This is a genomic window from Algiphilus aromaticivorans DG1253 (assembly GCF_000733765.1).
GTDB classification, from domain to species: Bacteria; Pseudomonadota; Gammaproteobacteria; order Nevskiales; family Nevskiaceae; genus Algiphilus; species Algiphilus aromaticivorans.
The window spans coordinates 3,348,180-3,360,640 of sequence record NZ_JPOG01000001.1; the positions used below are offsets into that span (position 1 = coordinate 3,348,180).

Below are 12,461 nucleotides of genomic sequence, written 5' to 3' on the forward strand. Positions count from 1 at the left end.
CCAACGGTGATGCGTCTTGACCGAATCAGCCTATAACGCCAGCAGCATCCGAGTTCTTCGCGGTCTCGAGGCGGTGCGCGAGCGCCCCGGTATGTATATCGGGGATACCGACGACGGCACCGGCCTGCACCACATGGTCTTCGAGGTGGTCGACAACGCCATCGATGAAGCCCTCGCAGGCTACTGCAGCGAGATCGTCGTCACCCTGCATGCTGACGAAAGCGTCTCTGTCAGCGACAACGGTCGCGGCATTCCGGTGGACGAGCATCCGGAAGAAGGTTGCTCCGCAGCCGAAGTCATCATGACGGTCTTGCACGCTGGCGGAAAGTTTGGCGGTGACGGTTATAAAGTCTCCGGCGGTCTTCATGGCGTCGGTGTTTCCGTCGTTAATGCGCTTTCGCATACGCTGCAGCTCGATATCTACCGCGACGACACGCAGTACCGCATCCGTTTCCGCGACGGTATCCCGGAAGCGCCGCTTGCCCCGATCGGCCCGACTGAACTGCGCGGAACCAATGTCCGTTTCTGGCCGAGCCTCGAAGTCTTCTCGCATTGCGAGTTCGAGTACGACATTCTGGCCAAGAAGCTCCGCGAGCTGTCCTTCCTCAATGCCGGTGTTCGTATTGTTCTCCGCGACGAGCGCGAGACACGAGAGGACGTTTTCCAGTACGAAGGTGGCACCGCCGCCTTCGTGCGCTACCTGAACCGCAATCGCGACGCCGTGCACCCGACGGTCATCCATATCTCCGCGGAGGAGGGGGACACTGCCATCGACTGTGCGCTGCAGTGGAGCGATAGCTATCAGGAGAATGTTTTTTGCTTCACCAACACCATCCCCCAGAAAGATGGCGGTACGCATCTGACCGGTCTGCGCAACGCCCTGACCCGTACGCTCAGTGATTATCTCGAGAGCGAAGGCATTCTCAAGAAGGAAAAGATCAACCTGCAGGGTGAGGATGCCCGCGAAGGGCTGACGGCAGTGCTATCGGTCAAGCTGCGCGAGCCGCGCTTTTCCTCGCAGACCAAGGAGAAGCTGGTTTCCAGCGAAGTGACGCCGGTGGTGCAGTCCCAGGTTACCGAAAAGCTGCGTGATTTCCTTCTGGAAAACCCCAAGGAAGGGCGCGCGATTGCGGCAAAGATCGTGGAGGCTGCGCGTGCACGCGACGCTGCGCGCAAGGCGAAGGACCTGAATCGTCGCAAGAGTGTGCTCGATGTCGCCGGTCTGCCGGGAAAGCTGGCGGATTGCCAGGAAAAGGACCCCGCGAAATCCGAGCTTTTCCTAGTCGAGGGTGATTCGGCGGGTGGTTCCGCCAAGCAGGGGCGCGATCGGCACTTCCAGGCCATCCTGCCGTTGAAGGGCAAGATCCTCAATGTCGAGCGGGCCCGCGTCGAGAAGATGTTGTCCTCCACTGAGGTCGCCACGCTCATTACGGCGCTCGGATGCGGTATTGGCGCCGAGGAAATGCGCCCGGAGAAGCTGCGCTATCACCGCATCATCATCATGACGGACGCCGATGTCGACGGCTCGCATATCCGCACGCTGCTGCTGACCTTCTTCTATCGACACATGCTGAGCCTCATCGAGAAGGGCTATGTCTACATCGCTCAACCGCCCCTCTATAAAGTAAAGTCAGGAAAAACAGAGACTTACGTAAAAGATGAGGCCGAGATGCAGGAATACCTGCTGCGCCAGGCGCTGCATCAGGCCGGTATGCGTTGCGGGGGCGAAGAGATCGACGCCGAGCGCTTTGCGGGCCTCGTGCGTGATTGGCACGCCAGTGAACAGCACGTCGAGCGCCTGGCACGTCGCTATGACGCTGAGCTGCTGCGCAGCCTGCGCGATATGCCGCCGCCAGCGGGGGATCGCAAGGCATGGATCGCCCAGCTCGAGGCGGCCGTTAATCATCGCGCCATGCACCGCGGCCAGTATCGCGTCGAGGAATCGGGCGACGGCATTCTCGTGCACCGTCACGCCCACGGCTTGCGGCACACGCACAGCATCGCGCAGAGCTTCTTTGAAGGGCCCGATTACGGCCGCCTGGCCAGTCTCTACGAACGTGTCGCTGAGCTTGGCACTCCCGCTGAGGTCTATCGTGGCGACAAGAGCCAGGAGATTGCTGGCTTTGAGGCTGCCTTCAAATGGCTGATGCAGGAAGCGAGCCGCGGCCTGAACATCCAGCGCTACAAGGGACTGGGCGAGATGAACCCCTCGCAGCTCTGGGAAACGACGCTCGATCCCGAACGTCGACGACTCGTTCAGGTTCGCATCGACGACGCGGTCGCTTCCGACCAGATCTTCACGACGCTGATGGGCGAACACGTCGAACCGCGTCGCGAGTTCATCGAGCAGCACGCGCTGCAAGTCGGCAACCTAGACGTCTGAAGCCCGCGGCGGCCGGACTAAGCACCGTGCATCGTCTGGCCATCTACCAGCTCAAGGGCGGCGTAGGTAAGACGACAACCGCGGTGAACCTGGCTGCGCTGGCTGCGCGCGATGGCTGGCCGACACTGCTCTGGGATCTGGATCCGCAGGGAGCGGCTAGCCACATACTCGGCGCCCAAGCGGCTGACCTGAAGATCAAAAAGCTGCTTAACGGGGAACAGCCGGCTGGACGCCTCGTTGAAGCCACTCGCTGGCGTCACCTTGACGTGCTGCCTTCGACGCGCAAGCTTCGCAACGCCGACACGCATCTCGGCAGCGACAAGGCCGATGCGCGCTGGCTCAAGCAGCTGCTTGATCGGTTTTCGGAAAGCTATCAGCTGGTGATCATCGACAGTCCGCCTGCGCTGGGTGGTCTGGCAACCAGCATCATGCGTGCAGTCGACATGCTGCTGTTGCCCGTCGAAGCCGGGGCACTGGCGCGCCGCGCCGTCGTGCAGGTGGAGGAGCATCTGCGCGAACTCGCTATCCGCAAGCCCGTAATGCGCACCTTTCTCAACCGTGTCGACCGGCGGCGGCGCCTGCACCGCGAGAGGGCGGCCGCTCCCGGAGACTATCTGCCGTCGGCGAGTCCCGTCAGCATACCGGCATCCGCAGCGATCGAGAGTATGGGCAGCGAATGCGCGCCGCTATGCGAACTCGCTCGGGGGTCCCATCCGGCGGCTCGGGCTTTCGCGGCGCTGTGGCAGGACACGCGCGCACAGCTTGAAGGCAACGCGACGAAGCGACGCAGCTGAACGGTCTAGTTGCCCGTCGAAGATAGCGCTGCCTCCAACGCGCGCTCGCGCTCCGATAGCTGGGCCTCGTCGTCGGCGGTCAGCGTTATATGACCGACTTTTCTACCGGGACGCGCCGATTTTCCGTAGTCGTGCAGATGGACACCCGGAATGGCCAGCAAGCCCTCGACGGGTGGAAGCGACCCGAGAAGATTGATCATGGCGCTGGCGCCGCGCAGACCGGTGTCGCCGAGCGGCAGGCCCGCCACCGCGCGCATGTGATTCTCGAACTGCGAGCAACTAGCGCCTTCGATGCTCCAGTGCCCGCTGTTGTGCACGCGCGGCGCGAACTCGTTGGCGAGCAGCTCGCCGCTCTTGCTGACGAAAAACTCCAGCGCCAGCACGCCAACATGCTCGAGCTTCTCGACCAGCCGTCGCGTGTACTCGGTCGCAGCTGTCGCCAGCGGATCGTCCGGTCGGGGCCGGGCGGCGCGAAGAATGCCTTCGTCGTGCCGGTTTTCGCTCAAAGGGTAGAAGGCCAGTGCGCCATCGGAAGCACGCGCAACGAGGCACGACACTTCGCGCGCGAGGGCGACACGCGCTTCGACGATGGCCGGCTGGGCACCAATCTGCGCCCAGGCGGCCTCCAGATCGCTGTCGGCATCGAGCATCACCTGCCCCTTGCCGTCGTAACCCATGCGCCGGCTCTTCAGCACGCAGGGCATGCCAACGCGCTCGACGGCTTCGCGCAGGGCACGCGCATCGTCGACTTCTGCCCATGGTGCGACCGGAATGCCCAGACTTTCGAAGCAGCGCTTCTCGAGCAGCCGGTCCTGGGCGGTTTCGAGCGACTCGCGGCCGGGCCGCAAGACGCAGCGCCGGCTCAGATGGTCGAGCGCGGCCAAGGGCACGTTCTCGAACTCCAGCGTGACGATGCCGCTCGCCTCCGCCAGGGCATTGAGCACGGCTTCGTCGGTGTAATCCGCGCGCAGCCGTCGTCCTACAGCGGCCGCGCAGCTCTCCTCGGCCGGGTCAAGGAAAAGACACTCGATGCCCAGCGGATGCGCTGCCAGGCCCAGCATGCGGCCGAGCTGGCCGCCGCCGAGCACGCCGACCCGTCGCGGTGACGCCACAACAGCACTCATGACGCGCTGGGCGGGAGTGTGTCGCGTGCCAGAACCGCGTCGCTCTGGTGTTGGCGGTAACCATCGAGGCGTTGTGCCAGCGCAGTGTCTGTGGTGGCCAGCATGGCTGCTGCCAGCAGCGCCGCGTTGCTGGCACCGGCGCGGCCGATAGCCAGCGTGCCGACTGGCACGCCGGCCGGCATCTGTACGATCGACAGCAGCGAATCCATGCCGGACAGCGCCTTCGACTGTACCGGCACACCCAGCACGGGCACTCGCGTCTTGGCGGCAAGCATGCCCGGCAGATGGGCTGCGCCACCGGCTCCGGCGATGATCACGCGCAGCCCGCGCTCCACAGCGCTTTCAGCGTAGGCAAAGAGCCGGTCCGGTGTCCGGTGCGCCGATACCACTCGTGCTTCGAAGGGAATCTGCAATTCTTCGAGCACCGCGGTGGCGTGCTCCATGGTCTCCCAGTCGGAAACCGAGCCCATCACCACACCGACGATTGCCGTGTCTTGCGCCATTGCCCCTCCAGGCCAGCAGGAAACCGCACATTATTCGGTTGGCGCTACCAAAAGGCAATGCGGGGCCGCTTCTCAGTCGCTCAGCGCGAAGCGGGCGCGCACGCGTGCAGCATGGACGATCTCGCCGACCGAGACGCCGCCGCCCGCGTCATCCCGACTGGATTCCGCCATCGTGCGCATGGCGACCGGTCCCGGCGATCCACTCCGTTCGGGCTCCGCGTCGAGCGCAATCAGATCGCCCAGCTCACGGCCAGCTGCCTCGGCGATCGCCTGCGCGCTCTGCTGCGCGTCCCGCGTGGCATCGGCCAGCGTCTGCTGACGGGCTTTCGCCGGATTCGACAGCTGCATCTCGGGCGGTGAGACGTGGGTCATGCCGGTGGCCGCCGCGGCGCGCAGATAATCCGGTAACCGGCCCATTTCCACCACACGCAGCTGAATGTCGCGCCGCGCCAGAAAGCCCGTCTGTTCGCGCTCGCCACGCTCCTCGTTCCAGCGATACTCGGGCATGACCTGGACGTCCGTGCTGCGGATCTGGCCGGGGCCTGCGCCGACATCGCGCGCTGCCTTCAAGAAACGGTCAGCCACGCGGCCGGCGGCTTCCATCGCCTGATCCGCGCTGTCGGCGCGCTGCTCGACGGCGAGCTTGAGCTCAGCGCGATCGGGCACCAGCCGCAGCTCGGCCTCGCCGGTGACCGTAATGCCGGCCGGCAGCTCGGATGCCCCCAGCGTCGTGCTCAGGCCCATCAGGGCGATCAGCGCGGCGAGGCTGCTTCGAAAGGTGGTGGATCGCATGGGGTGTTGCCTCCGGTGTGAAATGTCTGGGCACTCGGAACACTGCAGGGATGTCCCCTGTCTGAGTACACTGCAGTGTTCCCCAAGCCGCCGAATCCCCGCTGAATGTCCGCAGAAGACGAAGTCGTAAGCCTCAAGCGCGATGTCATCGCCGCCCTAGTCCCCTCCGGTCAGCGCGTGGAGCTGCCCGAAGGTACCGAGGCGCGCATCACTCAGGCGCTGGGGGGCAGCTTCACGGTCATCATCCAGGGCCACATGTTCCGTATCGAGGGCAGCGATGCCGATTGCCTCGGCAAGGACCCGCCCGCGCTGCCCGAGGTCAACGAGGACGCCAGCGACGAGGACGTTCAGAAGGCGATCTACGAGCAGATGGGGACAGTCTATGATCCCGAGATTCCGGTCGACATCGTCGAGCTGGGACTAATCTACCGCTGTGAGCTGAGTCGTCGCGAAGACAACCAGGTCGACGTGGCCATAGACATGACGCTGACGGCTCCCGGCTGCGGCATGGGCGATTTCCTCGTCAACGACGTGCGCAGCAAGGTCCAGGCCCTGCCTGTCGTGGGCGATGTCACCGTCAATCTCGTCTTCGATCCGCCCTGGCGCCAGGACATGATGTCCGAGTCGGCGCAGCTCGCGGTCGGTTTCTTCTAAATGCTCTTCTTGCGCGCGCGATGCACGCGCCGCGCCTGCGTGATCTCGTCCAGGAAGTAGCGGAAGAATGCGCCCAGCACGCCCATCGTCATGCGTGCGCCGCGTCCGTCGGCGATGCGCTGAAGCTGCTGGTAATACCAGGCCTGTGCGCCGAAGACGTTGAGGATCTTGATGGCATAGATCGGGCTGTTGCCGGATAACCAGCGCCGGTCGCTGAGCTTTACCCGGTTCTCGTGACGCACGGCCTCGGTGCTTTCTCCCGCCAGCCAGCGCGCGGGCATATCCATATCGGTGGTCATCGGTCGGCCGATGCCGACGACATCGCAGTGCCCGGCGGTCAGCACCTTTTCGATGAAGGCGGGCGTGCGGAAGCCACCCGTGACCATGACCGGCATCTTCGCGACCTTGCGGATCGACTGCGCGTAATCGAGGAAATAGGCTTCGCGCTGCCGCGTGCTGGAGCGCGCGCCCGGATCGACGCTGTCGGCCTTGCCCTCGAAGCCGAGCAGCTTGGGCTGCTCGTAGGTGCCCCCCGAAACTTCCAGCAGATCGATGCCCTCGGCATTGAGCATTTCCACGACCTGCAGGCAGTCGGCGTGGGAGAAACCGCCCTTGCGGAAATCGTCAGAATTGAGCTTCACCGCGACCGGGAAGTCCGTGCCTACCTCGGCGCGAACCGTGCGCACAGACTCGATCAGAAAGCGTGCGCGATTCTCCAGGCTGCCGCCCCACTCGTCGCTGCGCTGGTTGGTCACCGGCGACAGGAAGCTGGAGATCAGATAGCCGTGCGCGGCGTGGATCTGCACGCCCGTGAAGCCGGTTGCCTTGGCAATACCGGCGGCGTAGCCGAAGCGGCCGATGAAGTCGCGGATTTCCTCGCTTTCCAGCGCGCGCGGGCGGGCGTAGTTGCCCAGAATCTGCAGACCCACGGCCGAGGGCGCCAGTGGCTCGCTGGTGACGTAGCGCGGCGACTGGCGGCCAGCGTGGCTGATCTGCATCCACAGATGGTTACCGCCGCGCGTGCCGGCGCGCGCCCAGCGGCGCAGCGACTCCATGGCCGTCTCGTCCGGCGGATGCGCGCGGTCGATGGCGACATTACCCGGCCGCTCCAGCACGCGCCGATCGATCATAACGTTGCCGGTGAGCAGCATGCCGGCGCCGCCATCCGACCACTTACCGTAGAGTTCGGCGTGTCTTTCCGTTGCGTTCAATCCCGCGTCGGAAAGGCCTTCGGTCATGGCCGCCTTGGCAAGGCGGTTGGGCAGCGTGCTGCCGCAGGGCAGCGTCAGCGGCTCGGACATGCGCATGGAATCGGTCTCCCTGAATACCGCCGTCGGCGGTCTTGAACAAGCGGTCGGTACTCTAAAGCAGATGATTACCCGCTGCGCGCGCTAACGCGGCTGGCAGTGCGCGCACCAGACGCTGCTGCGCCCGGTGATGCGGCTGCCGCGCAGCGGCTCGCCGCAGCGCCGGCAGGGCTGCCCGAGGCGCCCATACACCTTCAGATCCTGCTGAAAGTAGCCAGGCTTGCCGTCGGCGCCGCTGAAATCACGCAGCGTAGTGCCTCCCGCGACGATGGCCTGGGTCAGGGTCGCGCGTACGGCCGCGGCCAGGCGGTGACAATCCGGCCGGCTGAGTCGGCCCGCGGCGCGTCCGGGACGGATGCCGGCGGCATGCAGCGCCTCCTGTGCGTAGATATTGCCGACGCCGACGACGATGCCGGCATCCATCAGCAGCGACTTGATGCTGGCGCTGCGGCCGCGCAGGCGTGTGTAGAGATAGTCGCCGTCGAATTCGGACTCGAGTGGTTCCGGTCCGAGCGCGCGCAGCCAGCGGCTGGCTTCCGGTGGCCCGTCCAGCAACTGCAGGAAGCCGAAGCGGCGTGGGTCGTGGTAGCGCAGCAGTGCGCCGGCGTCAGTGCGCAGATCATAGTGATCGTGCTTGGCTGCCGGCAGCGGCTCCGGCAGTACGTGCAGGCGCCCCGACATGCCCAGATGGATCAACAGCGTATCGCCGCTGTCCAGCGCCAGCAGCAGATACTTGCTGCGCCGCCCGACCCCGGTCACGCGTCGCCCGATGACGCGTACCGGCAGCCCGGCATCGATGCCGAAGCGCAGCCGCGGGTCGCGAACCTCCAGCGTCTCGATACGTCGACCTTCGAGCCAGGGCGCGATGCCGCGCCGGATGGTCTCGACCTCGGGGAGCTCGGGCACCGGGCCTACTTTGTCGGTGACATGACGGGCTCGCTGGCCTGCGCCTCGTCGTCGCTGCCTGGCTCGGCCGCGCTGTCGTCGAAATCGAGCAGCAGCGGCGCCTTGTTGCGTGCCACATGATACTGCACGGCGTAATCCGGTCGCCGCAGCAGCAACTGCTGGCCGCGCTCCGCCACCAGCGCGATGCGGCTGCCGTCGCCAAGCTCGAGCTCGACGGCCTGCTCGTCGGCGGCCTCGCCCTGGTCGATGGCACGGGTCCACATCGCGCGTAGCGAAGCCCAGGCTTCGCCGGCGGCGGCAGCGGTCTCAGTCGCAATCTCCTGATCGGGGTGATGAGCGCGCCATTGCCCGTCCTCGCGCCGAAGCGTCCGCTCGCCCATGCGCACCGCGATCAACGGCGACTCGGTGCCGGCGAGCAGCGCCTTGTGCACCAGCTGTGCGTGCGTGCTGGGCGGCGGCAGACCGGCTGGGTCCTTGACTTGCAGCACCGTGTCCCCGCGCTGCAGGTACCGCTGCCGGGTGACCGGATTGAGCCCGCCGACGATGATCTCCGCATCGTCGAAACGCAGGCGGTATTTCGGCTCGGTCAGCCCGAGCTCGGCCGCATCGACGGCTGACAGCGGAAAGCGCTCGCCAATACCGGCCTCGGCTACGCCCAGCAGCCGGTTGGCTTCCGCCGGATCGACCGGCGCGACAACTGGCTCATTCAGCCACCAGCCGTCGGAGCGTCGCTCGAGCATGACGCGCAGCCCGTCCTCGCGCATGAAGCCGGCGCGCTGGATGTCGGAGGTCGGTGTAGCAATGAGGGGCTCCGGCGGTGCATCACGGGTCTCCACCCAGACCAGGGCGGCGGCCGCGCCGACCAGAAAGAGCAGAAACAGATTGATCAAATGTTTGCGCATGACTCTCCCCTAGCGCCGGCGGCGCAGTGCCCAGCGCGTGACACCGAAGGCGACGAGCAGCAACGGTAAACCTATGACGATGCCGCCGGCGATGGCGGTGAGCGCGAAGCCCGACATGCGCAGCGAGCTGTCCGGTGCCTTGGGCACATCGATGTCGAGCTGCTTGTCGCGGGCGGCTGCCCACTGGAAGAGATTCAGCGCCAATTGCCGATTGGCTGCCTGCTCAAGATAGGCGTTGATCAGGAAATCGGAGTCGCCGATCAGGGCGACACGCTGCTGCAGGCGCGAGCCGTCCTCCTGCTCGCGCTCGCGCGTCAGCGTGGCGGCGACCGTGATGGGTCCGCGGATGTCGCCGGCCGCGTCGTCGAAAACGAGATCGCCTTCGATGGCACCCGTCTCCAGCCAGGCGTTGTCGCGCGTGACGATCAACGGCATGCCGTTCCACTCGCCGTCCATGTCCCACTCGACACCGGAAATCAGCGGGAAGACCGTGATGGCATCAAGCCGTCGCGTCAGGGGGTTCGGTGGATAGCTTGTGGCGACGAAGATGCCCGGATGCCCGGAGGTTTCCTCGTAGTCCGGGAAGACCGCCACGCCGGGTTGCCAAGTGACACCCAGAGCCTCGGTGACGGGCTCGAGTTCGCGGGCGCTGTCGGGATCGGCCAGCCAGACGAAATTGCCGCCGTCGTCGATCCAGCTGGCGATGCGCTGCTGCTCCTGCGGCAACGGCGTGCTGTTCGGGCTGGCGAGCACCAGGGTCGTGGCGTCTTCGGGAATGCGGCCGGCTTCGGCCAGGTTGAGGGGCTCCACGCGGAGGCCGCTGTCCGCCAGCGCCGTCACCAGGCCCGACATGCTCAGATCGCCGCCCTGGCCGCCGCCCCCGCTCAGGCTGCGTTCGCCGTGGCCGCGCAGGAAGTAGACGACGTGCTCGCTCGGGTTCGCCAGCTTCTGCAGCGCGCTGGTGATGGCGGGTTCGGTCAGGGAGCTGACGACTTCGCGGTTGCCCTCGTAGCGGATTTCCACTTCGTTGAAGTTGCGGATGCCGGCCTCGCGCGCCCGCTGCGGCTCACGCGAAGGATCCACGAAGCGAACCTCGATGTTGTCGCGCGCGCGCCGGTAGCGCGCCAGATCGCCGAGGACGGTGCGCTTCATCTCGGCGTCTGCGGAGGTGTAGGCCGTGAAGACGATCGGCTCGGGCATGCGCTCGAGCAGCGCCAGGCTGGCTTCGCTGAGCGTATTGCGCCCGCCATAGGTCCAGTCGAACTCGGTCTTGTAGAGCTGGCTCAGTGTGCCCAGCAGCACGACCAGTGCCAGCACCAGCACGATGCGCAGGATGGCCTGCAGTCGCATATCAGCTCCGCTCCATGTCGAGGCGCTGCACGGCTGCCCAGAGAAAGGTGCCGGTGAACAGCAGGTAATAGATCACGTCCGCGGTATCGAAGACGCCACGGCGCAGATTCTCGTAGTGGGCGATCAGGGAGAGATGCCGGAAAAGCTCCGCGAAGGGAATCTCCTGGTAGGCGAGCACGTCGACCAACCAGAACATCAGCACCAGACCGAAGCCGCCGACGGCCGCGATGGTGGGCTCGCGCGTCAGCGTCGACACGAAGAGCCCCGCCGAGCTGAAGGCCATCAGCATGAGCAGCATGCCGAGCATGCCCGCGGCCAGGCGCCCGTAGTCCAGCGAGGTGCTGAAGGACAGCGAGGCCGGCATGACACCGAGGATGAGCAGCAGCGCGGCCATGAAGACGCACAGACCGAGGAACTTGCCGAGCACGATCTGTGTCAGCGACACCGGCGCGGCCATCAGCAGTGTCAGCGCGCCGTTCTTGCGCTCCTCGGCGAAGAGCCGCATGGTCATCAGCGGCATGACGAGCAGGAAGAGCAGCGTCGCGAAGCCGAATACGCCGGCGCTGATGTAGTCGGATACGCCGATGTAGTCGGACAGCGCCATCGGGTCCGCCTGCAGCGACAGCAGCAGGTTGATGAAGATGAAGCCGGAAATGGCGGCCACGACGGCCAGCACCGTCCAGGCCAGGGGCGAGGTGAAGATGCGCCGGGCCTCGTTGCCGGCGATGCTGAGCGTGCCTGCAATCATGCCGCCTCCCGCGCGGGTGCCTTTGCCTCGGCGTCGCTGCCCGAAGTGAGCGCGACGAAGATGTCCTCCAGCGTGCGCAACTCCGGCTGCAGCTCGAAGAGCCCCCAGCCCTCGCTGGCCGCGGTTGCGGCCCAGCGTTCGCGCGCCGCCGTGTCGGTGCGGCAGCGCAGGCGAAAGCGCTGGGCGCCCAGCGCTTCGACAGCCTCGACGTCCTCCAACGCTGCGAGCTCCCCCTCTTCCGGCGGCTTGCGCAGGCCGATGATGGCGCTGGAGAAGCTGGGCCGCATGGCCGTGGCCATGTCTTCGGAATACACCACCCGGCCGCGGTTGATGATCATGACGCGGTCGCAGATGGCCTGGATCTCGGGAAGGATGTGACTGGAAAGCAGTACCGAGTGCTTGCGGCCCAGCTCTGTGATCAAGGCGCGAATCTCGCGGATCTGGATCGGATCGAGGCCGACGGTGGGCTCGTCGAGCACGATGACCTCGGGGCTGTGGATGATCGCCTGCGCCAGGCCAACGCGCTGCTGGTAGCCCTTGGAGAGATTGCCCACCAGCCGTCGTCCCATGGCCTGCAGGCCGCAGGAGTTCTTGGCGCGTTCCAGCGCCGCCTCACGCTCGCCGCGCGGCACGCCGTGCAGGCGTGCGGCGAAGCCCAGGTACTCGTCGACACAGAGCTCCGGATACAACGGCGGCTGTTCCGGCAGATAGCCGAGCTTGCGCTTGGCCGCCACCGGCGCCGTGCGCAGATCAAAGTCACCGATCGCGACGCTGCCGGCGCTGGGTGCCAGGCAGCCGGTAAGCATCTTCATGGTGGTGGACTTGCCGGCCCCGTTGGGGCCGAGCAGACCGAGGATCTCGCCCTGGCGCAGCTGCAGATCCACGCCCTCGACGGCAACGGTGGGCCCGAAGGCGCGGGTCAGACCCTGCGCCCGTATCAGTGGTGCTGCTTCCATTGTGAGCTTGCTTCCCTGTTCGTTCTGCGGGTGTCACCCGAC

Annotated in this window: 12 protein-coding genes; 3 read left to right on the forward strand and 9 right to left on the reverse strand. The window is 65.9% G+C overall.

The features are described from left to right. Positions 1-16 precede the first annotated feature (16 nt). Both gyrB and U743_RS15595 read left to right on the forward strand, forming a co-directional pair. Entirely contained in the window at positions 17-2,383 is a 2,367-nt protein-coding gene (gyrB, locus tag U743_RS15590; RefSeq protein ID WP_043769526.1) for a DNA topoisomerase (ATP-hydrolyzing) subunit B, read from the forward strand. Positions 2,384-2,409: 26 nt separating this feature from the next. Further along, a complete protein-coding gene (locus U743_RS15595) occupies positions 2,410-3,177 on the forward strand; it encodes a ParA family protein (protein WP_043769529.1) in 768 nt (255 codons plus the stop codon). Positions 3,178-3,182: 5 nt separating this feature from the next. On the opposite strand, the gene U743_RS15600 is transcribed toward U743_RS15595, so the two are convergent. The 3 genes from U743_RS15600 to U743_RS15610 form a co-directional block, all read right to left on the reverse strand. Continuing rightward, on the reverse strand, positions 3,183-4,301 hold the full coding sequence (locus U743_RS15600; RefSeq protein ID WP_043769531.1) for a 5-(carboxyamino)imidazole ribonucleotide synthase: 1,119 nt from the start codon (positions 4,299-4,301) through the stop codon (positions 3,183-3,185). Then, a complete protein-coding gene (gene purE / locus U743_RS15605) occupies positions 4,298-4,804 on the reverse strand; it encodes a 5-(carboxyamino)imidazole ribonucleotide mutase (RefSeq protein WP_043769533.1) in 507 nt (168 codons plus the stop codon). Before purE ends, U743_RS15600 begins: the two co-directional genes overlap by 4 nt. Positions 4,805-4,876: 72 nt before the next feature. Beyond that, positions 4,877-5,596: an SIMPL domain-containing protein gene (locus tag U743_RS15610; RefSeq protein WP_043769536.1), complete on the reverse strand. Its 720-nt coding sequence runs from the start codon at positions 5,594-5,596 to the stop codon at positions 4,877-4,879. 105 nt (positions 5,597-5,701) lie between these two features. Between U743_RS15610 and sufT the strand changes: the two genes are divergently transcribed. After that, positions 5,702-6,250, forward strand: a complete 549-nt coding sequence (gene sufT, locus U743_RS15615) for a putative Fe-S cluster assembly protein SufT (RefSeq protein WP_043769538.1) — start codon at positions 5,702-5,704, stop codon at positions 6,248-6,250. Here sufT and U743_RS15620 read toward each other — a convergent pair. The 6 genes from U743_RS15620 to U743_RS15645 all read right to left on the reverse strand — a co-directional run bounded on the left by U743_RS15620 (position 6,247) and on the right by U743_RS15645 (position 12,419). Beyond that, positions 6,247-7,557, reverse strand: a complete 1,311-nt coding sequence (locus tag U743_RS15620) for an NADH:flavin oxidoreductase/NADH oxidase family protein (protein WP_043769541.1) — start codon at positions 7,555-7,557, stop codon at positions 6,247-6,249. The two genes, sufT and U743_RS15620, sit on opposite strands and share 4 nt — an antisense overlap. Before the next feature lie 84 nt (positions 7,558-7,641). Continuing rightward, positions 7,642-8,463 (reverse strand): bifunctional DNA-formamidopyrimidine glycosylase/DNA-(apurinic or apyrimidinic site) lyase, encoded by an 822-nt coding sequence (gene mutM, locus U743_RS15625; protein ID WP_043769543.1) that lies wholly within the window; start codon positions 8,461-8,463, stop codon positions 7,642-7,644. Positions 8,464-8,468: 5 nt separating this feature from the next. Beyond that, entirely contained in the window at positions 8,469-9,365 is an 897-nt protein-coding gene (locus tag U743_RS15630; RefSeq protein ID WP_043769546.1) for a DUF4340 domain-containing protein, read from the reverse strand. Between the two features lie 9 nt (positions 9,366-9,374). Next, on the reverse strand, positions 9,375-10,715 hold the full coding sequence (locus U743_RS15635; RefSeq protein WP_043769549.1) for a GldG family protein: 1,341 nt from the start codon (positions 10,713-10,715) through the stop codon (positions 9,375-9,377). A 1-nt stretch (position 10,716) separates the two neighbouring features. Beyond that, positions 10,717-11,463, reverse strand: a complete 747-nt coding sequence (locus U743_RS15640; RefSeq protein ID WP_043769552.1) for an ABC transporter permease — start codon at positions 11,461-11,463, stop codon at positions 10,717-10,719. Then, positions 11,460-12,419 carry an ABC transporter ATP-binding protein gene (locus tag U743_RS15645; RefSeq protein ID WP_043769555.1) on the reverse strand — a complete coding sequence of 320 codons (960 nt, stop codon included), beginning with the start codon at positions 12,417-12,419 and terminating at the stop codon, positions 11,460-11,462. Before U743_RS15645 ends, U743_RS15640 begins: the two co-directional genes overlap by 4 nt. Between the last annotated feature and the right edge of the window lie 42 nt (positions 12,420-12,461).